The organism is Actinocrinis sp. (genome assembly GCF_035946395.1).
Lineage (GTDB): Bacteria > Actinomycetota > Actinomycetes > Streptomycetales > Catenulisporaceae > Actinocrinis.
The window spans coordinates 1-18,841 of the sequence record NZ_DASYZI010000098.1 but is presented as its reverse complement, the minus strand read 5'-3'; the positions used below and the strand labels follow the sequence as shown (position 1 = coordinate 18,841).

At 69.1% G+C, this 18,841-nt stretch carries 16 protein-coding genes; 8 read left to right on the top strand and 8 right to left on the bottom strand.

The features are described from left to right. The first annotated feature begins 152 nt into the window (after window positions 1-152). Window positions 153-3,122 (top strand): FAD-binding and (Fe-S)-binding domain-containing protein, encoded by a 2,970-nt coding sequence (locus VGS97_RS06480; RefSeq protein WP_326852312.1) that lies wholly within the window; start codon window positions 153-155, stop codon window positions 3,120-3,122. Here the strand turns inward: VGS97_RS06480 and VGS97_RS06475 are convergent. Next, window positions 3,112-3,783 carry a DUF1707 SHOCT-like domain-containing protein gene (locus VGS97_RS06475; RefSeq protein WP_326852311.1) on the bottom strand — a complete coding sequence of 224 codons (672 nt, stop codon included), beginning with the start codon at window positions 3,781-3,783 and terminating at the stop codon, window positions 3,112-3,114. The genes VGS97_RS06480 and VGS97_RS06475 overlap by 11 nt on opposite strands. 177 nt (window positions 3,784-3,960) lie before the next feature. After that, on the bottom strand, window positions 3,961-5,079 hold the full coding sequence (locus tag VGS97_RS06470) for an acyl-CoA desaturase (protein ID WP_326852310.1): 1,119 nt from the start codon (window positions 5,077-5,079) through the stop codon (window positions 3,961-3,963). A gap of 296 nt (window positions 5,080-5,375) precedes the next feature. On the opposite strand from VGS97_RS06470, the gene VGS97_RS06465 reads away from it, so the two are divergent. Next, window positions 5,376-6,680, top strand: coding sequence for a DUF2207 family protein (locus VGS97_RS06465; RefSeq protein ID WP_326852309.1), 1,305 nt, complete (start codon window positions 5,376-5,378; stop codon window positions 6,678-6,680). Between the two features lie 88 nt (window positions 6,681-6,768). Here the strand turns inward: VGS97_RS06465 and VGS97_RS06460 are convergent, their stop codons facing one another. Beyond that, entirely contained in the window at window positions 6,769-7,173 is a 405-nt protein-coding gene (locus VGS97_RS06460) for a hypothetical protein (RefSeq protein ID WP_326852308.1), read from the bottom strand. A gap of 44 nt (window positions 7,174-7,217) precedes the next feature. On the opposite strand from VGS97_RS06460, the gene VGS97_RS06455 reads away from it, so the two are divergent. Next, window positions 7,218-7,469: a hypothetical protein gene (locus tag VGS97_RS06455; protein WP_326852307.1), complete on the top strand. Its 252-nt coding sequence runs from the start codon at window positions 7,218-7,220 to the stop codon at window positions 7,467-7,469. Here the strand turns inward: VGS97_RS06455 and VGS97_RS06450 are convergent. Further along, a complete protein-coding gene (locus VGS97_RS06450) occupies window positions 7,459-8,112 on the bottom strand; it encodes an FMN-dependent NADH-azoreductase (RefSeq protein ID WP_326852305.1) in 654 nt (217 codons plus the stop codon). The genes VGS97_RS06455 and VGS97_RS06450 overlap by 11 nt on opposite strands. 168 nt (window positions 8,113-8,280) lie before the next feature. Between VGS97_RS06450 and VGS97_RS06445 the strand changes: the two genes are divergently transcribed. From VGS97_RS06445 to VGS97_RS06430, 4 genes are all read left to right on the top strand, one after another. After that, the gene (locus tag VGS97_RS06445; RefSeq protein WP_326852303.1) at window positions 8,281-8,793 is read left to right on the top strand and encodes a MarR family transcriptional regulator; all 513 of its coding nucleotides are present in this window, start codon (window positions 8,281-8,283) and stop codon (window positions 8,791-8,793) included. 151 nt (window positions 8,794-8,944) lie between these two features. Next, window positions 8,945-9,718 carry a GNAT family N-acetyltransferase gene (locus VGS97_RS06440; protein WP_326852302.1) on the top strand — a complete coding sequence of 258 codons (774 nt, stop codon included), beginning with the start codon at window positions 8,945-8,947 and terminating at the stop codon, window positions 9,716-9,718. Between the two features lie 69 nt (window positions 9,719-9,787). Beyond that, window positions 9,788-10,558, top strand: a complete 771-nt coding sequence (locus tag VGS97_RS06435) for a class I SAM-dependent methyltransferase (RefSeq protein WP_326852301.1) — start codon at window positions 9,788-9,790, stop codon at window positions 10,556-10,558. Between the two features lie 382 nt (window positions 10,559-10,940). Then, complete coding sequence (locus VGS97_RS06430) at window positions 10,941-12,134, top strand: RtcB family protein (RefSeq protein WP_326852300.1); 1,194 nt, start codon at window positions 10,941-10,943, stop codon at window positions 12,132-12,134. A 96-nt stretch (window positions 12,135-12,230) separates the two neighbouring features. On the opposite strand, the gene VGS97_RS06425 is transcribed toward VGS97_RS06430, so the two are convergent. Further along, window positions 12,231-12,680 carry a nitroreductase family deazaflavin-dependent oxidoreductase gene (locus tag VGS97_RS06425; protein WP_349262005.1) on the bottom strand — a complete coding sequence of 150 codons (450 nt, stop codon included), beginning with the start codon at window positions 12,678-12,680 and terminating at the stop codon, window positions 12,231-12,233. Window positions 12,681-12,868: 188 nt separating this feature from the next. Between VGS97_RS06425 and VGS97_RS06420 the strand changes: the two genes are divergently transcribed. Continuing rightward, window positions 12,869-13,681: a methyltransferase domain-containing protein gene (locus VGS97_RS06420; RefSeq protein ID WP_326852298.1), complete on the top strand. Its 813-nt coding sequence runs from the start codon at window positions 12,869-12,871 to the stop codon at window positions 13,679-13,681. Between the two features lie 274 nt (window positions 13,682-13,955). Here VGS97_RS06420 and VGS97_RS06415 read toward each other — a convergent pair whose 3' ends face one another. The 3 genes from VGS97_RS06415 to VGS97_RS06405 all read right to left on the bottom strand — a co-directional run bounded on the left by VGS97_RS06415 (window position 13,956) and on the right by VGS97_RS06405 (window position 18,837). After that, window positions 13,956-14,852 carry an SWIM zinc finger family protein gene (locus VGS97_RS06415; RefSeq protein WP_326852297.1) on the bottom strand — a complete coding sequence of 299 codons (897 nt, stop codon included), beginning with the start codon at window positions 14,850-14,852 and terminating at the stop codon, window positions 13,956-13,958. Between the two features lie 22 nt (window positions 14,853-14,874). Beyond that, window positions 14,875-17,925, bottom strand: coding sequence for a DEAD/DEAH box helicase (locus tag VGS97_RS06410; protein WP_326852296.1), 3,051 nt, complete (start codon window positions 17,923-17,925; stop codon window positions 14,875-14,877). 591 nt (window positions 17,926-18,516) lie between these two features. Next, on the bottom strand, window positions 18,517-18,837 hold the full coding sequence (locus VGS97_RS06405) for an MTH1187 family thiamine-binding protein (protein ID WP_326852331.1): 321 nt from the start codon (window positions 18,835-18,837) through the stop codon (window positions 18,517-18,519). Between the last annotated feature and the right edge of the window lie 4 nt (window positions 18,838-18,841).

Below are 18,841 nucleotides of genomic sequence, written 5' to 3'. Positions count from 1 at the left end.
CGTCGGACCCATCGGATTCCGCGCCGCACGGCACGCCGGACGGCTCCACCACCTCCGCACCCCCTGCCCCCTCTGTCCCTTCCACAGTCTCCGCTCCCTCCACTCCGGAGCCCGCCGGGCCATCCCCTCTCGAATCGGCCCTGCGCGCCGCGTTGCGCGGAGAGGTCGAGTTCGGCGCGGCGACCCGAGCCGTCTATGCGACCGACTCCTCCAACTACCGGCACGTGCCGATCGGCGTCGTGTTCCCGCGCGACGAGACCGACGTCGTCAGTGCCCTGTCGATCTGCGCCGACTTCGACGTGCCCGTACTCGGCCGCGGCGGCGGCACCTCGCTGGCCGGGCAGGGCTGCAACGAGGCCGTCGTGGTCGACTTCAGTCGGCACATGACCGCGATCCTCGACCTGGACCCGGCCGCCCGCACGGCCCGGGTCCAGCCGGGCATCGTGCTGGACGACCTGCGCCGCGCCGCACAGCGGCACAGGCTGACCTTCGGCCCTGATCCGGCGACGCACGCGTGGTGCACGCTCGGCGGGATGATCGGGAACAACTCCTGCGGCACGCACGCGCTGTTCGCCGGCAAGACCGTCGACAACGTGGAGCGGCTGCGCGTCGTGGCGTACGGCGGCGCGCAGTACGAGTTCGGGTCCTACGATGACGAGCAGTACGCGGCGCTGGTCACGCAGAACGCCCCGGAAGCGGCTGCGGTCGCCTCGCTGCGCGAGATCGGCCGCCGCGCCGCCGGCCTGGTCGCCGAACGCTTTCCCGACCTGCCGCGCCGCGTCTCAGGGTTCAACCTCGACCAGCTCCTCCCCGGCCGACCCACACACGTGGCCCGGCTGCTCGTCGGCACCGAGTCCACCTGCGTGCTGGTCACCGAGGCGGTCGTCCGCCTGATCCCGGATCCCGCGCACCGCCGCCTGGTCATCCTCGCCTACCGCGACGTGTACGAGGCCGCAGACGCCGTGCCCAGCCTGCTCGCCGCGCTTCCGGAGGGACTGCTCGGACTCGAAGGCTTCGACATCACCCTGGTGCGCCAAATGCAGGCCCGCGGCCTGAACACGGAGCATCTCGGCCTGCTGCCCGACCTCGACCGGGCCGTGCGGGAGAACTCTGGCGGCTGGCTGCTGGCCGAGATCGGTGCCGACGACCCGGCCGAGGCCGACGAGCGCACGGCCCGTTTCGTCGCGGCCGTGCGCGTCGCCGGCCCAACCCCGGCGACGGCCGACCGCAGCGTGGACGATCCGGCCGAGCAGCGCGGCGCGTGGGCGATCCGCGAGTCGGCCCTCGGCGCGACCGCGCTGCGCGGCGACGGCACCCACAACCTGGAGGGCTGGGAGGACGCGGCCGTCCCACCGGAGAAGCTGGGCATCTACCTGCGCGCCATCGCGCAACTCTGGTCACGGTTCGGCTACGACGGCGCCTGGTACGGGCACTTCGGCCAGGGCTGCGTGCACACTCGCAACAACTTCGACCTGCGCACCGAGACCGGTCTGCGCGACTACCGCGAGTACGTCGAGCGCGCCGCCGACCTGGTCGCGTCGCTCGGCGGGTCGATCTCCGGCGAGCACGGCGACGGCCAGTCCCGCGGGGAACTGCTGGAACGGGTGTACGGGCCCGAACTCGTGGACGCATTCCGTCAGGTCAAGGCGGTCTTCGACCCTCGCGGCCGGATGAACCCCGGCAAGGTGGTCGATCCGTATCCGCTCGACGCCGATCTGCGCTTCGGCCCCGGCTACCGAACCAGCGCCCTGACTCCGGCCCACTTCCCGTTCGCCGAGGACGCGGGTTCGTTCCAGCACGCCGCAGAACGCTGCGTCGGCGTGGGCCGCTGCCGTCGTGACGACGCAGGCGTGATGTGCCCCTCGTACCGCGCGACCCGCGACGAGCGGCACTCCACCCGCGGCCGGGCGAAACTGCTGGTCGAGCTGTTCCAAGGTGAGGTCACCGCCGAGTCATGGCGCAACGAAGACGTACGCGAGGCGCTCGACCTGTGCCTGGCGTGCAAGGGCTGCGCCGTCGACTGCCCGACGCACGTGGACATGGCCACATACAAGGCCGAATTCCTCGCCCACCACTACCGGGGCAGGCTGCGGCCGCGCGAGATGTACGCGCTCGGATTCATCCCCTGGCTCGCCCGCGCGGCCACTCGCGCGCCACAGCTCGCCAACGCCGCGCTCACCGCACCGTTCCTCAGCCCCCTGCTCAAACGCACAGCCGCGTTGACGACTCGCCGCCCTGCGCCCCGCTTCGCCGACCGCTCCGCGCGGCAGACCATCCGGACACGGCCCGCGACGGCTCGGCTCGACGCGCCGACCGTCGTCCTGTGGCCCGACACGTTCACCGACGCCTACCGGCCCGATCTCGCCCTGTCCTGGAAAGCAGTACTCGAAGCCGCGGGCGAGTCCGTTGCCGTACCGACCGAGTGGGCCTGTTGCGCGCGCCCGCTGTACGACACCGGAATGCTCGGGCTCGCCCGTAGAACCCTGCGTCACCTGCTCGACGTCCTCGACGTCCACATCGCGCGGGCAACCCCGGTCGTGGTCCCGGAGCCCAGCTGCCTCGCGGCGTTCCGGGACGAGCTGCCGAAGCTGCTGGCCGACGATCCGCGCGCGGCGAAGCTGGCCGCGCTCGCCCGATCGCCCGCCGAACACCTGCTTGCGACCGGCACCCCGACGGCGCTGCCGCGTGCCGCCGAGCCCCGCCGCGTGCTCATCCATCCGCACTGCCACGCGCGCGCGATCCGCTCTGCGGACGCCGACCGGCAGCTGCTCGAAAGCCTCGGGCACGACGTATCAGTGCTCGACGCCGGATGCTGCGGCCTCGCGGGCTCATTCGGGTTCAGCGCCGCACACGAGGCGGTGTCCCGCACCATCGGTGAGGAACAGTGGCTACCGAAGCTCCAGCACGCATACGCGTCCGCATACAGACACACATACACGAAATCAGGAGCCGAAGAAACTCACGGCACCGTCGCCGACGTCACCATCATCATCGACGGCTTCTCCTGCGCGACTCAGTACGCACACTTGGCGCCGTCCGGCTCACCGGCCACGACAACGCTCCCCGCGTTCCTGCTGGCCACGACCCCCGGCGCGCAGCCCAGCAGCACGATCACGAAGTGAGCTCGCCGCGCCCGCCCTTTCCCACGCTCTTCTCCTGGTTCTTCGCCGCCTTGCGTCGCGCGGCCACCCCGGCCCAGAACGCGATCCCCGTCACGCGCACGATCGGCGCGCCGTGCGGCGGCGGATCAACGTGGCTGGAGGTCGCGTCGTCGTATCCGCCCATGATCCCAATACCCTCGACATGAACGTCAACATCCTGAGGCGCGATGATGTCGACGCCGCCCATGATCGCGTAGGCCCGGATGACCGTCTCCCGTTCGGCGAAGACCGCGTCGCACAGGTCGATCACCACACCGCCCCAGAACGCGAACGCGTTGTACCGCCGCGGAACCACCCACCGTCCGCGCCGCGTCGAGCCGGACATGATCGCGATCGACCAGCGTCGGCCGGTGGGCGTCCCACCGACCTTCGCCAACACGGCGCCGGCAGCCGCTGTGTGCAGCGGCGCGGCCGTCCCCGGCGCGGGCAGGTCGCGGGTCAGCGGTTCGAGCTCGGCGTAGGTCTTCGCCGCGAAGGCCAGTTCCAGACGCTCCTCAAGCTCGTCCATCGTCAACCGGCCGTGGCCCGCCGCGTCTCGCAGCCGCTCGGCGACCTGCTCGCGGTCGGCGTCGGAGGCGCGCATCTCCAGCGCAGCGCTCGGGTCCGGGGCGTCGTCGGTCATGCCGGGATTGTAGTGCCGCGCCGATCCGGGGGGCGCGGGCCGCCAGCTGTACTCACCACTCACCGCCGAAAGCGGCACGCCACGAGCCTCGGCCGAACGTTAGAGGGTGTGCGCATGAACTGCCGGGCGCCAGCCACACGTGCAGCACCTCGGCAATCCGTTCGTGCCCCGCACCCCTCAGGGCGTGGACTCCACAGCCGCCTCGGGTTCCGGCAGCAGCTTGGCGGCCAGCCGCTCCGCGCGCGGCCAGTGCACGTCGTAGACCCAGCCGAAGCGCTCGAACAGCCAGATGGTCCGCGCGGCCACGTCGATCTGGCCGGGAAGCACGCCGTGCCGCGCGGCGGTGGGGTCGGCATGGTGGGAGTTGTGCCAGCTCTCCCCGAAGGACAGGATCGCCAGCGGCCAGAAGTTGGTGGCGCGGTCGCGACTGGCGAACGGCCGCTTGCCGGCGACGTGGCAGATGGAGTTCACCGACCAGGTGACGTGGTGCAGCAGCGCCATCCTGATCATGCCCGCCCAAAAGAACCCGGCCAGCGCGCCGGTCCAGGTGTCGGTGACCAGCCCGCCGACCAGTGCCGGGCCGAGCAGTGAGACGGCGGTCAGCGGGCCGAAGAGGTAGCCGACAATGCGTATGTCGCGGTCGGCGGCGACGTCCGGGGCGAACCTGGCCCGGTTGCTCAGTTCCCGCTTGAGCATCCAGCCGACATGCGCGTGAAGCAGCCCCTTGAACACCGCGCCGGTGCTGGTGCCGTAACGCCACGGCGAGTGCGGATCACCCTCCCGGTCGGAGAACGCGTGGTGACGTCGGTGGTTCGCCACCCACTGCACCGGCGAACCCTCCACCGCGAGCGAGCCGGCGACTGCGAGCGCGATCCGCAGCGGTCGCCGCGCCTTGAACGAGCGGTGCGTGAAGTGGCGGTGGTAGCCGACCGCGATGCCCGCGCCGGAGATCGCGTAGGCCACGACGAACATGACCACGTCGAGCATCGTCAGTCCCCAGCCCCAGGCAAGCGGGACCACGGCGGCGAGCGCGACCATCGGGCCGATCACGAAGACCCACATCATGATCCCGGCGGCGAGGTTCTGCGGGGCGTCCAGCAGCGGTTTGGCCTCGCCCTCCCCCGAGAGCCCGTTGCCCGAGAGCACTGTGCCCGCAGTGCCCGAGAGCTCAGGGGGTTGCTCGGACGGATCGGCGAAGGCCGGGACGGCCGGGTGCATGGAGCCTCCTTGCGGCGCCTGGGCTTCGTCGACGTGAACGATGAACGACGTCGACGTCGTGACCACAGTGTCGAGCACGGCGCGCAACATCCGCATGAACGGCGCAACGCCGCCCTAGGCCAACTCGATGAATTGCCGTACCCGCCTACCTGCTGGAATCGTTGTCAGAACCGTTCTGCGAACACACGCGAGCGAACGAAAGCACGCACGCAAACGTGTACCAAGCACGCGCGTATACGCGCACCGCGTCGTGTCGCAGACCGTCACGGTGCCAGACATAGTGTCAGAACACATACGCCAAGGCGAAGTCTGGGCGAACGGGCTTGACCCGTACGCGCACACAGAACACGATCGCGTACACGACGAGACGTGCGATGTCCCGCACGTTCGCGTTCGTAGGGGGAATGGGGAGGGATCGGGAGATGGAGCCTAGTCCGCAACATCAGCACCCGCAACACCGGCAGAATCCAGGGCAACCGCCACATCCGCCACATCCGCCGCATCCACAACAGTTGCCACCTGCCGTCGTGGTGTACTTGCTGAGCGAGAGGAAGGTGAGCGAGGCGGTTTTCACGCGGGCGCTGCTCGCGCTCGCCGAAGACGGCTGGCTGCGGATCGAGCCAGCGGACCTCGGCGTGCCGGTCGTGCGAATCACCCGTTTGCCGGGACCAGATCAGCTGAGGCAGTTCGAACACATAGCGCTCGAACGAGTCGTACAGCGCACCGGAAACCTCCCGACCGTTCCCTTGTCCGCGCTGACCAGCAGTGAAGGCGACGACTACGCGCCCTGGTGGAAGCGTTTCAGCGAGTCGGTCGAGCAGGAGGCCCGCGCCGCCGGCATGATCAGCCGCGGCATACGCGACATCACGGCGTGCTCGGTCCCGCTCGGCCTTTCGGTGGGCGCGGGTCTCGCGACCACCTCGGCGACCGGATCCGCCGGAAGCGGATGGGGCGCCGGGATCGCCATGCTGATCGCCTGCTCGATCATCGTGAACCGGGCCAGCCGCCCCAAGCTGACCGATCAGGGCAAGGCAGCCGTCGAGTGGTGGCAGCGGCACGGCGGCGGCTTCGACGGCGCGGTGATCGCCGACCAGGCGCCGTCAGGCGCACTGCCCTCGCCGAACTCCCCCGAATCGCTGGCGGCACAGGGATCGGCTCCGCTGCCGGGCGGCTACGTCTGGTCGTCATACGGGGGCCGCTGGCGCACAGTGAAGGTGGGCGAACTGGACGTGCCGTCCTGGGGGAAGCCGAGAGTGGCCGTCCTGCTCGGGATCTTCGGCGCCTTCTTCACCCTCCCGGCCGCCTCAGTGGGCCACTTCGCGATCGGCGGCAGCCTCGGCACACTGATATCGCTCGCGCCGCTGGCACTGTTCGGTGGGCTGATCCTCGGCAAGTGGCTCCCGGCGAACCGCCGCCGTGCGTCAATCCCCACGCATGGCGCGTTCACCGGACAGGTAGTGAAGCGCTGGACATACGAATCAGGTGGCGAGGACAGCACGACGTACTACTGCTGCTGCATCGACGACGGAGCATCACCGGAAGGCTTCTCATTCCGCATCGAACGGTCGCTGTACACCCACATGCGCGTCGGGGACATCGTGTTCGTGGAGTTCAATCCGCGCTGGCACAAGGTCAAGCAGATCCACCTATCCGCACCCGCCCCCGGCTCACACCCATAGGCGGCTCGCTCCCCCACTCCCGGCCTACGCCCACAGGCAACTCACTGCCCCGCTCCCGAATCACGCATGTAGTCATTCACGCACGTAGTCATGTAGTCACGGAGTGTCGTAGTGTTGTAGCCACATCACACCACACCACGTCATCTCGCGCTGTGGCATTGGCGAGCACCCCCGCGCCGAACGCCACGAGGAAGTCCGTCGTGCGATGCGCCGCTGATACGCCGTGTGCGGCTGGAAGCCGGCTGTTGCGCAGGCCGCTGCGGTAATCTCGTGGCACGAGGTCCAGACGCGCGACTGAATCCACGGCTCCCCCGGCCAGTTCGTGCAAAGCCACCGCTTCGATCCGCGAGACGAGCGGGTGGCCCGCCGACGCCGACACGGCGACCCGGTAGCCGTCGATGACGAGCGGTTCGAGCACAATCCGCAGCTCGGCCAGCAGCGTGCGGTTGGGCGCGATCATGACCACCGCGAGGTCGACCTCGCCGTCGAGCAACGTCGAGCAGCAGCGCGAGCGACTCCTCGGACTGCGCCGAATCGGTGACCACGCCGATGCTGCTCGGCGCGCTGGTGGTGCTCACCGGGCTCGTCCTCGTGGTGACCCGCTCCAGGAGTGCACTGAAGATCTTGCTCCGACAGTCCGGTTCGCCCTGGTTCGCCAGTAAACATCGATCGGGACAAACCGATATGGTCCGGGCCCGTTTGCAAGATCTTCATCAGACTCCTAAAGCCGCCCGACCACTGCTGACATCCGCTCAGATCACCGGGTCCAACGCGCGCATCAGCCGCTGAATCGGCTGGCGAGTTCCCGGGCGTGCGACTGCGCGGCCACATGTGCCGCGGCACGCAGTTCCTTGGCCGCGGGTATGAGATCGGCCATCGCGGGATTCCGCTCGGCCAGGGTGAGTTGCGTCTTGATCACCGTCAGGTCGAGTCCCAGCGCCTTGCCCAGCACGGTCCCCAGGTACGGCTGCACAAAGTCCCAGCCCTCGCGCGGCGCCCCCGGGTCATAGCCGCCGCCGTAGGCGAGCACGACGGTGGCCGGTCGGCCGCCGAGCGGCGGCTTGCCGTCGAAGGTGAGCGTGCGACCGCTCAGGATTATCTGGTCCAGCCAGGCCTTGAACGTCGACGGGATGCCCCAGTTGTACATCGGCACCGTGAGCAGGTACGTGTCCGCGGCCAGAACCTCCGCCACCAACTCGTGCCGCAGCGCGTAGGCGGCGGCCTGCTCCGGAGAGTGCTGGTCGGCGGGGACGAACTCGGCGTGGATACCGGCCTCGGCGAGCGCGGGCACCGGCTGAAGGCCGAGGTCGCGATGCGTGATCGTGCCGCCCGGATGTGCCTCCTGCCAGGCCTTGCGGAACGTGTCCGCGACCTCTTTCGAGACGGAGCCGACGGAGAGAGCCGAGGAATCGACGTGAAGGAGGTGCGCCATGAGTAGCTCCTGGTGGTCTGCCGGACAGCTGATCTATCTCCAAGACTGTCTTCTGCACAGACTATTTGTCAAGTCTCCGATCGGGGGTATCCTCGGATGTCAAGGACCAGCGTTCGGCAGACGGGAGATCCACCAGATGGGGCAAGCCGCCGCGCGGGGGACTGCCGCATGAACGGCGCGTCTCCCGGCATGATCCCGGCCGGTTTCGAGGACAACTTCGGCTGGCTGCTCGCGCAGTGCTTCCGGGCGCACGTGGACGCGATGGACCGCGCCGTGGCAGATCTCCCGCACGGGCACCGCGGCTTCCAGGCGCTGTCCGGCGCCGTCAATTGCAGCGCTCGCAACCAGGCCGAGCTGGCCAAACAACTCGGCGTCGACCGCACCGTGATGGTCTATCTCGTCGACGATCTGGAGCGGGCCGGCCTGGTCGAGCGGCTGCCGGACCCGAACGATCGCCGCAGCAGGCTGATCCGTGCGACCGTGACCGGCCGCGACCGGCTCACCGCCGCGCAGACCGCGATCAGCGCGGCCGAGTCGGAGCTGCTGGCCGCCCTCAGCGACGCGGAGCAGAAGTCGCTGCGCGAGATGCTGCGCGAGGTCGCCAGGCACCACATGCTCCCGGCGAACTCGGACCATTCGATGTGTGACGTTGTCGACAAGGTGCGGGTGAAGCCCAGCTGACACAGCCAGCGGTCGGACTCCGCCACAGCACGGTTCGCCTCGGCCCGCCGCTCGACCGACTTCGAAGAGCGGGTATGAACACACCGTAGTTTGACCGCAGCCGTCCGGCACGGCATTGTATCCCACCGATTATCCAGTGGAGAGAGAAGCCATGGCCGAGACGCCGACTGCTGACGCCCTACTCGCGATAGCCTCCGCGGGCTGGGGATTCGCCGAGACCACGCACGTGGACGGCTGGCATCTGCGCGCCTCGGATGGATTCACCCACCGAGCGAACTCGGCCTGGCCGATCGGCCGGCTCGCGCGACCGCTGCCCGAGGCGGTCGCGGCCGTGCGCGCCTGGTACGCCGAGCGGAGCCTTCCGGCCCTCATCAAGGTGATCGTCGGATCGGAACTCGATCTCGCGCTGGCGGGGCTCGGGTACACCGAGGCCATCGCGCGCGCCACTCGGCAGACTGCGCGCGTCGAGGACGTGTTGGACACGCTGCTGAGCGTGGCGCCGATCGGCGTGAAGGAGTCGTTCACCGACACGCCCACCGACGACTGGCTCTCGCTCTACCGCGGCGGCGACCTGCCGCCGGTTACGAAGGCAGTGCTCGGATCCGGCGACGACATGCGGTACGCAACGGTTTACGACGGCGAGAGCGGCGCACCGGTCGCGGTCGGCCGCGCCGTACTCGTCTCAGCTCCCGATGACGACGCGCCCGCACAGTGGGTCGCCGTCAACGCGGTCGAGACCGCACCGGACGCACGCCGCCGCGGTCTGGCCAAGCTCGTGATGGACGCCCTGCTGGAGTGGGCAGACGAGCGCGGGGCGACCGATGTGCTCCTAGAAGTCACCCCGGATAACGCGCCCGCAATCGCGCTTTACGACGCGCTCGGGTTCGCCACGCACCACGAGTACCACTACCGAGTTATCGGCTGACAGCGCGCCAGATACTGCGACGTGATCGGTTAAGGTCCCTATCGGTACTCACCGACGAGAGGGACGGCGATGACCGAACGCTCCAAGTTCGACACGGTGGCGGCGAACTACGCCTCAGGACGGCCCGACTATCCCACGGCACTCTACGATGCCGTGGAGCGCAGGCTCGGCAGGCCGTTGGCCGGGGCCGATGTCGTGGATCTGGGTGCGGGCACCGGGATCGCCTCGCGGCAGCTGGCCGGCCGCGGCGCCGTGGTCACCGTGGTCGAGCTTTCCGGGCCGATGCTGGCACAGCTGGCCGCCACCTCCCCCGGTGTACGCGCGGTGCGCGGCAGCGCGACCGCGCTGCCGTTGCGGAGGCACTGTGCCGACCTGGTCACCAGCGCTCAGGCGTGGCACTGGATGGACCCGGCGCGGGCCATCCCGGAGTTCATGAGGATCCTGCGACCCGGCGGAGTGTTCGCGGCCTGGTGGAACCTCACCCACCGGGACAGCGAATGGGAGCACGAACAGGAACTGCGGATCGCGGCCGCCGATCCCGAGTGGCAGCGGGTCGGCCGCGGCCCCTACGGCGATCGGGACAACGAATTCGCCACGTACCCCAGCCTCGTCGTCAGGACGCACGAGTTCTCCTGGCAACGCACCATCCCGCTGGACCGCCACCTGGACAATCTGGTGTCGAAGTCCTTCATTGCCGCTTTGCCCAACAGGGACGAGTTCCTGCATGAAGAGCGCGTCATCCTCGCTAAGCAATTCCCGGACGGATATGTCACCGAACGGTTCAGTACGCGCATGGTGACGGTCAACGTACCGTCCATCGCAGAGCCCGCCGCCGCGTAACCGGCCTCCGCTCGCATACCAACCGGGGTCGAGTCGACGAATAATGCGTTGCTGCGTCACGGCCATCTATGGGTTCATAGACCGCGGCGCGGCCGACAGCTCGTAAGGTGCGAGCGGGCGCGCGCGGCGGTCTTCACAAGCCGTCGCGAATCGGGAGGAGGTCTCCAGCGATGTTGCGCCATCACCCGCTCCGCTGTCGAAGGCCCGCTCGACTGCGCCGCTACGCCAAATAGGTCGAGTCGCTCGACTCACCGACCGGCTGCGGCCGCGCCCTCCCATTCGTGATCGCAGTCCATCACGCGCACTTCTACGCACTCACTCATCCGCGCGACCACGCATCGCGCCAATGCATTAACGTCCTGACCATGGAGGTCGTTTCACCATGCCCATGACCGAGCTGCCCGGTCACCACGTGCCGATCCGTCTGTGGGCTGATCCGGCGACTGTGGAGCCTCAGGCGCTCCAGCAGCTCTTCAACGTGACCACGGTGCCGCAGATCGCGGGCGTCGCCGTGATGCCCGACGTCCACGTCGGTATCGGCGCGACCGTCGGTTCCGTCATCGCGATGCGTGACGCAGTCTGCCCGGCAGCCGTCGGCGTGGACATCGGCTGCGGCATGACCGCCGTGCGGACCTCACTCACGGCTGCGGACCTGCCGGACGACCTCAGCCGCCTGCGCTCGCGGATCGAGGCGGCGATCCCGGTCGGCCGCGCTTCGCACCTGCGGCCGGTGGACGGGACGAAGCTGCACGGCTTCTCGGCGACCGGCTGGAACGAGTTCTGGGCACGGTTCGACGAGCTCGTTCCCGCAGTCAAGGCGCGCCGTGAGCGGGCGACGGGCCAGATGGGCACGCTCGGCTCGGGCAACCACTTCATCGAGTTCTGCCTCGACACCGAGGACCGCGTGTGGCTGATGCTGCACTCCGGCTCGCGGAACATCGGCAAGGAGCTGGCCGAGTTCCACATCGGCGTCGCGCGGTCGCTGCCGCACAACCGGGGTCTGGTCGACGGCGACCTTGCGGTGTTCCTGAAGCACTCGCCGCAGATGGGCGCCTACCTGGCCGATCTGCGCTGGGCGCAGGAGTACGCGCGGCTCAACCGCGCCGTGATGATCGCGCTCTACCAGAGCGTGGTGCGCCGGGAGTTCAAGGCCGCGGCGCCGAGCTTCGGCGAGGTCATCTCCTGCCACCACAACTACGTGGCCGAGGAGGAGTACGACGGCGAGAAGCTGCTGGTCACCCGCAAGGGCGCGATCCGGGCCGGGGCCGGCGAGCACGGCATCATCCCGGGTTCGATGGGCACGCGCTCGTACATCGTGCGCGGACTGGGCAACGTCGCCGCGTTCAACTCCGCCTCACACGGCGCGGGACGGCGGATGAGCCGGGCCAAGGCCCGCAAGTCGTTCACCGAGCAGGACCTGCTCACCCAGACCGCGGGCGTCGAGTGCCGCAAGGACCTCGGCGTGATCGACGAGATCCCGGCCGCGTACAAGCCGATCGAGCAGGTGATGGCCGCTCAGACGGACCTCGTCGAGATCGTCGCCGAGCTGCGCCAGGTCATCTGTGTGAAGGGCTGACCCGGCCGACTGCCGACAGCCGGTTCGGTCACGCGCCACGAACCACGGTGCGTGACCGAACCGGCTGTCGGATTTACAGCTCAAGGGATCAGCAGATCAACCAACCGGCTCAAGCACGACGACCGGGATCTGCCGACTCGTCTTTGTCTGATAGTTGTTGTAATCCGGCCAGATGACGGCCATCGCGTCCCACAGCCGGGCGCGCTCCTCGCCCTCGGCGACGTGCGCACGGACCGCGACCTTCTCCGAACCGACCTGGATCTCGGCGTCCGGGTTGTCACGCACGTTCAGGAACCACATCGGGTGCGTTTCGGCCCCGCCCTTGGACGCGACGATGACGTAGTTCTCGCCGTCACGGCCGTAGATCAGCGCGGTACGGCGCCAGACTCCGGACTTGCGGCCCTTCACGGACAACAGCAGGGTCGGAACGCCCTCACGCCACTCGTGGCCCGCCTCACCGTCGGACTCTACGTATTGCCGGATGTGATCGGCGACCCAGCCGGTCGGGCTGTCCACTACCTGCCGCGGGTCACCACTGTCGCTCATGCTCATGAGCCGGCTCCTTTCTGGTTCGAGGCCCATCGTAGTAAGTCAACGCCGCCGCCCGCGCGCGCCATGCCGCAGTCGATGTCTCGAATACCGATACATACTTACTCACCCAGTGAGACGTGATGCTAGGGTCGGCATGGAATCACAAGAACGGCACGTCCGCGGAGACGAAGGAACTTGGTGCGATGACCGACAGGGAAGTCACCTACATCCACGGCCACCACGAATCGGTCCTGCGCTCACACGCCTGGCGCACTGCGCAGAACTCCGCCGCATACCTGCTGCCGCACCTGCGGCCGGGTCTGACGCTGCTCGACGTAGGCTGCGGGCCGGGCACGATCACCGCGGACCTGGCAGCACTGGTAGCGCCGGGCCGCGTCGTCGCGGTCGACAAGGAGCCGGCGATCCTGGAACAGGCCGCGGCGCACGCCGCCGACGCCGGGGTCGGCGACCGGATCGAGTTCGCCGCCGCCGACGTGCACAAGCTCGACTTCCCGGACGGCACCTTCGACGTCGTACACGCGCATCAGGTGCTCCAGCACGTCACCGACCCGGTCGGGGCGCTGCGCGAGATGCGGCGGGTGTGCAAGCCGGGCGGGATCGTCGCCGCCCGCGACGGCGACTACAGCGGGTTCTTCTGGTACCCGCAACTGCCAGAACTCGACGCCTGGCTTCGGCTCTACCTGGCCGTGGCACGGGCAGGCGGGGGTGAGCCGGACGCCGGACGCCGCCTGCTCGCCTGGGCGCACGAGGCAGGGTTCGAAGACGTGACCGCGTCCTGCGCCACCTGGTGCTACGCCGGGGACCGGGACCGGCCGTGGTGGGCGGGCCTATGGGCGGATCGGGTCACCAAGTCGCAGTTCGCACGCGAAGCGCTGGACCGGGGCTTGGCCACGGAGGCCGACCTGCACGCGCTTTCGAAGGGCTGGCTCGCCTGGGGCGCCGACCCGGACGGCTGGCTGTCCATCGCGCACGGCGAGATCCTCTGCCGCGCCTAGCGCACCGAAATCACCGAAGTACACGCGCGCGTTCACTGCACAAAAGGACACACAGTTCTCCGGCGGCTCCGGAACCCCGCACCTGCCCCGGAACCGCCGGCCCTCCACCAGCCGGCGCGTTCGCCAAATCGCGACGGCGCTGTATGAGGTGACTGTAGAGATAGTTGCCTCTTGAAGTAACCGCTGTGAGGTAACTAATTACCAGATCGACGGGAGGAATACCAGGGAACTGAGGCACCTTTCCCTCGGTGATGCCATACTCACGGGCTGTTTCTCAACCCTGGCCGCCCCGCATCGCGCGGTAGGCGGGGCGTAGCAGGTCCCGTAAATCCTGACCGCGCAGTTGTCGGCCGACCGGGCCGAGCCGGTCGAGGATCGCGCCCGCGGGCGTGTCCGAACGCGTCGAGAGCGGTTCGGGCAACGCCGCGTCCGAGCGCCAGAACTCGTCGACGAGCCGCGTGAGCGGCGTGTCTTCCGGCTCTTCCTCAGCCTCCTGCCACGCATCCTCGTCGCGCAGCGATTCGAGCCGGCGTGCGAGCGCCGCGCGATCCCGGCCGCGCCAGGCGAACAGGGCGAACGGATCGCGGTCGAAGTGCTCGGCGAGGATGTAGCAGGTCGCCGAGACGTGCTTGCACGGATTCTCCCAATCAGGGCACGTACAGTCGGTGCGGAACTCGCGCCGCACCGGGAACAGGGTCAGCCCGGCGGCGGCGAACACCCGGTCGATCCGCTCGGGCATCCGGCCGTCGAGCAGGTCCGCGACATACCCGGGCGTTTCCACCAGCGCGCGCTCGACCCGCGCCCACTGTTCCGGCGAGTACACGTCGATCCGCAGCAGGACGCTGTACGGCTTCGACCGGGTGCCCTGCACGCTCGCCGCCACCTCGCCCGGCCGCACCGAGAGATCCAGCACGTTGCCACCGCTGGCATAGGCACGACCTCGGGTGAGGCGCGCGCCGTGTCCGAACCCTTCGATGACCGCGACGAAACGCTTGGACCACCAGCTCTCCCCGCCCTGCCCGCGCGTGGAACGCGTCGCGATCCCGGCGGCGCGGCGTGCCTTCGCCGCCGGATTCGGATACCCGTGCTCCGACGCGTCCTCCGAATAGCGCCTCGTACCCGGCCGCGCGTCCGCTCCGGCTCCCGCTCCTGCGCTCGCATCCCGAGACATCGCGATTCGTCCTCCTCCCGCCTCACTCCACGACCGCGTCCGCGGCCAGCCGGATCACGTCACGCAGTTCATTGACGGACAGTTCGGTGAGCCAGCCCTCTCCGGTGCCCACGATCCGCTCGGCAAGATCCTGCTTCTCCTCGATCACCCGGTCGATGCGCTCCTCCAGCGTGCCCGCGCACATCAGTTTCCGTACTTGAACGTTGCGCCGCTGCCCGATCCGGAACGCCCGGTCGGTGGCCTGGTTCTCCACCGCCGGATTCCACCACCGGTCCACGTGGATGACGTGGTTCGCCGCCGTCAGGTTCAGGCCCACTCCCCCGGCCTTGAGGGAGAGCACGAACAACGGCGGACCGTCCGGTCGCTCGAAGCGCAGCACCATCTCGTCGCGCGCCCGCTTCGGCACGCCGCCGTGCAGGAACGCCACTTCGCGGCCGAAACGCTCGGCCAGGTGCGTACGCAACATCCCGCCGAACTCGGCGTACTGCGTGAACAGCAGTGCCTTCTCGTCCGCGGCCAGCACCTCATCGCAGAGCTCTTCGACGCGCGCCAGCTTCCCGGAGCGGCCGGGCAGCCGTGAGCCGTCGCGCAGGAAGTGCGCCGGATGGTTGCAGATCTGCTTGAGCCGGGTGAGCAGCGCCAAGACCAGCCCGCGCCGGCCGACCCCCTGCGCGCTGGCGATCTCCCGCAGCATCTCGTCGACAGTAGCCTGATACAGTGAGGCCTGCTCCTTCGTCAGGTTGCAGACCACCTTCATCTCGACCTTCTCCGGCAGATCACTGATGATCACCGGATCGGTCTTCTCCCGGCGCAGCACGAACGCCCCGGTCGCCCGCCGCAGCCGCGCGGCCGCGCGTTCGTCGCCGTCGCGCTCGATCGGCCGGGCGAAACGCTCCCGGAACGACTCGGCGCTGCCCAGCAACCCCGGATTGGCGAACTCAAGGATCGACCACAGGTCGGCCAGCCGGTTCTCCACCGGCGTACCGGTGAGCGCCACGCGATGCGGGGCGGCCAGCGCGCGCACCGCGCGGGCCTGCTTCGTCCCGGCGTTCTTGATGGCCTGCGCCTCGTCCACCACCACGCGGTGCCAGTCCACCGCGGCCAGTTCCGCACGGTCGCGCAACGCGAGACCGTAAGTGGTGATCACCAGGTGCGCGTCGGAAACCGCCGCCCGGAACTGCTCCCCCGACAGCCGCTCCGCCCCGTGATGCACGTGCACCTCAAGCTGCGGCGTGAACCGCGCAGCCTCACGCTGCCAGTTCGCCACCAGCGACATCGGACACACCAGCAGAGTCGGCCGCACCCTCCGATCTCCGGCACCAGCACCACCGTCCACGCCCGCACCCGCACCCGCACCCGCACCCGCACCCGCACCGACGCCATCACCCGCACCAGCACCCCAGGCCGCCGCACGTTCAATCTCAAGCAGCGTCAGCACCTGGATAGTCTTCCCAAGCCCCATCGAGTCGGCGAGCACAGCACCCAGCCCGACGCGCTCCATGAACGCGAGCCACCCGACGCCGCGCTCCTGGTACGGACGCAACGTGGCACGCAATCCGGCCGGGGCCGTGATCGGCTCGCAGCGCTGCTCGGCCGTGCCGGAGAGCAGGTCGCCGAGCCAGCCCTGCGCCTCGACGCCCTCAAGCGGCAGCCCGTCACCGTCGAGCCCGAACATCGCGGTGCGCAGGAACTCCCCGGCCCGCATCGCACCGCTGCGCCGGGAGCCGAGCGCCTTGAGTCCCGCCGCCAGCTTGTCCCGGTCCACCTCGACCCAGCGGCCGCGCAGCCGCACCAGACTGCTCTTGGCCTCGGCCAGCGCCTGGAACTGCTCCTCGGTCAGCGCCTGCCCGCCGAGCGAAGCGCGCCATTCGTAGTCCACCAGGACGTTGAGCCCGAAGCCGGTTCCGGACCGCCGTCCGGCCCGCGCAGGCTGTTCGGCCCGAGGCGTGGCGACGAGCGTGAAGCTCAGCTCCGCACGCCCGGCCGACCACCAGGACGGCAGCAGTACGCCGAAGCCGTTGCCGGCCAGCGCCGGGGCGATCCGTGTCAGGAAGTCGTGCGCACCGTCCGCGTCGAGCAGAACCTGCGTCGGCGAAGCCTGCCGCAGCGTCGAGCCGAGAGCCGGGAAGACCCGCGCCGCACGCCCGAGCCCGGCAAGCAGATCGCGCCGCGGATCAGCCCCGGCCGCGCGCAGCAGCCGCGCCGCGCCAATCCGATGCCACACCTCGTGCGCGGTGGCCAACAGCGAGGGGTCCTCGACCGACTGAAGCAACAACTCAACCCGCCACCCCGACGCCGCACCACTGACATCACCGCCGCCTCCGTTCCCACCCTCACCCACGCCCACGCCCCCACCCATGCCGGAGTCCCCGACATCGACCAAGCCATCCGCGCCGTCAAAACCACCGACGCCGTCACCGCCCCAATCCTGCGAAGCCGGAGCCAGCAGCCGGAAACATGTACGCACCGGCCCAGCGGCCGTGCCATGCGTCGTACGCCACTCGTCGAGCGCTGTCAGGAGTTGTTCGGCGTCTTCAAAGTCCAGGAGGTCCGGATCCAAAAGGTTCCCGTGAGCCGACGTCAACGAGTCAAGCCAAAGCTCGTCGGCTGAAGTAAGTGCGCGGGCACCTGCGCCGGATCGCGCCGGCACCAGCGACTCCCCGTGCAGCCCGTGCGGACCCGTGAGCGCATCGATGACGTACGCATCGATAAGTGCGTTTATCGCGCTGTCCAACACATCCGCCGCCGATCGACCACTGAGCTCGGCGTCCAGCAGCTGAGCACGGAACACCGGTGGCATCGCATCGATCAACGCCTTACGGTGCGCGGCGCTGCCCAACGCGTAGACCGGCCGCCAGACAGCATGGTGATCGCCGCTGTCCTCGTCGACATCGAGATCGGGCAGGATCTCGCCGCGACGCACCAGACCATCGGCGAACTGCGCGACCGCACTGGCGAATCGCACCGTTTCGGCCAGCGGCACATCCGTTTCCGCGCCGTCGGCATCGAACGTGGCCAGTCGCTCGCCGTCCAGAACGGCGAGCAGTGCAGCCCCGTCATGGGCCTCGAACACAAGTGTCGGGACGATCCACGCACGAAGTCCCCTACTCGCGCCCCGCTTCACAGACCGAGTCGCTGCACGTCCCGAAGCCGCGCCCGAACGTCCCGTAGCCTCCGCGTGCTCCGCACGCCCCGAAGCCGACCTCGCCGCCCCCGCCACTCCCGCCTCGCCTGGCCCACCCACATCACTGATGCCATCGACACCGTCAAGGACAAACCGCGCGAAGCCAGTCGACGGCAACGGGCCTGCGTCATCCGACGGCAGGGCCATCGGCACGCTCCCACGAGTGTCGGCTCTGTCAACAAGCGCCGAGATCTCATCCCCGGCCGCGGCGAGCAGCTTCGCGAGCACCGCCGGGTCCGCAGCGAACGGATGCCGCCGCGCCACGTCCGCACCGCCCCGAGGCCCAGGCCGCGGCGCACGTACGTCCGCCGCTTCGACCAGCGGTCGGCTAGAGTCCTCTGCCCACAACTCCCAGCAACCCACGTCGGTGAACAGAGCGTGTAGGACGTACACGACGCGGCTTGCTCCCTAGGACGGCGCCCGATCAGGTACAAAGTCCCAGCTTAACGCAGCGGCTGCATTGTCAAGACAGCGAGCCCGTCACTCCGCAGCCGCCGCCAGATACCGCTCCACGGCCGCGACCTTCGCGTCCAGCGCACCGGTCACGCCCGGACGGATATCGGCCTTGAGCACCAAGCTCACACGGCCCGAAGCCCCGTCGCGTTGCGCACGTACCTGCACCGCCTCATACGCGCGCTTGACCACGTCAAGTACCTCCTCCCACTCGCCCTCGATCGTGGTGAACATCGCGTCCGTGCGATTAGGCAGCCCCGACTCGCGTACAACGCGTACCGCGTCGGCGACGTACGCACCGACCTCCTCGCCAACCCCCAGCGGCGTTACCGAAAAGGCGATCAGCATCTAA

Bases quoted from the DNA above. Each gene is read 5' to 3' on its own strand.
- VGS97_RS06450 (WP_326852305.1), bottom strand. From the start codon at position 8,112: ATGGCGCACCTCCTTCACGTCGATTCCTCGGCTCTCTCCGTCGGCTCC.
- VGS97_RS06475 (WP_326852311.1), bottom strand. From the start codon at position 3,783: ATGACCGACGACGCCCCGGACCCGAGCGCTGCGCTGGAGATGCGCGCC.
- VGS97_RS06430 (WP_326852300.1), top strand. From the start codon at position 10,941: ATGCCCATGACCGAGCTGCCCGGTCACCACGTGCCGATCCGTCTGTGG.
- VGS97_RS06405 (WP_326852331.1), bottom strand. From the start codon at position 18,837: ATGCTGATCGCCTTTTCGGTAACGCCGCTGGGGGTTGGCGAGGAGGTC.
- VGS97_RS06440 (WP_326852302.1), top strand. From the start codon at position 8,945: ATGGCCGAGACGCCGACTGCTGACGCCCTACTCGCGATAGCCTCCGCG.
- VGS97_RS06445 (WP_326852303.1), top strand. From the start codon at position 8,281: ATGAACGGCGCGTCTCCCGGCATGATCCCGGCCGGTTTCGAGGACAAC.
- VGS97_RS06465 (WP_326852309.1), top strand. From the start codon at position 5,376: ATGTCCCGCACGTTCGCGTTCGTAGGGGGAATGGGGAGGGATCGGGAG.
- VGS97_RS06420 (WP_326852298.1), top strand. From the start codon at position 12,869: ATGACCGACAGGGAAGTCACCTACATCCACGGCCACCACGAATCGGTC.
- VGS97_RS06425 (WP_349262005.1), bottom strand. From the start codon at position 12,680: ATGAGCGACAGTGGTGACCCGCGGCAGGTAGTGGACAGCCCGACCGGC.
- VGS97_RS06415 (WP_326852297.1), bottom strand. From the start codon at position 14,852: ATGTCTCGGGATGCGAGCGCAGGAGCGGGAGCCGGAGCGGACGCGCGG.
- VGS97_RS06435 (WP_326852301.1), top strand. From the start codon at position 9,788: ATGACCGAACGCTCCAAGTTCGACACGGTGGCGGCGAACTACGCCTCA.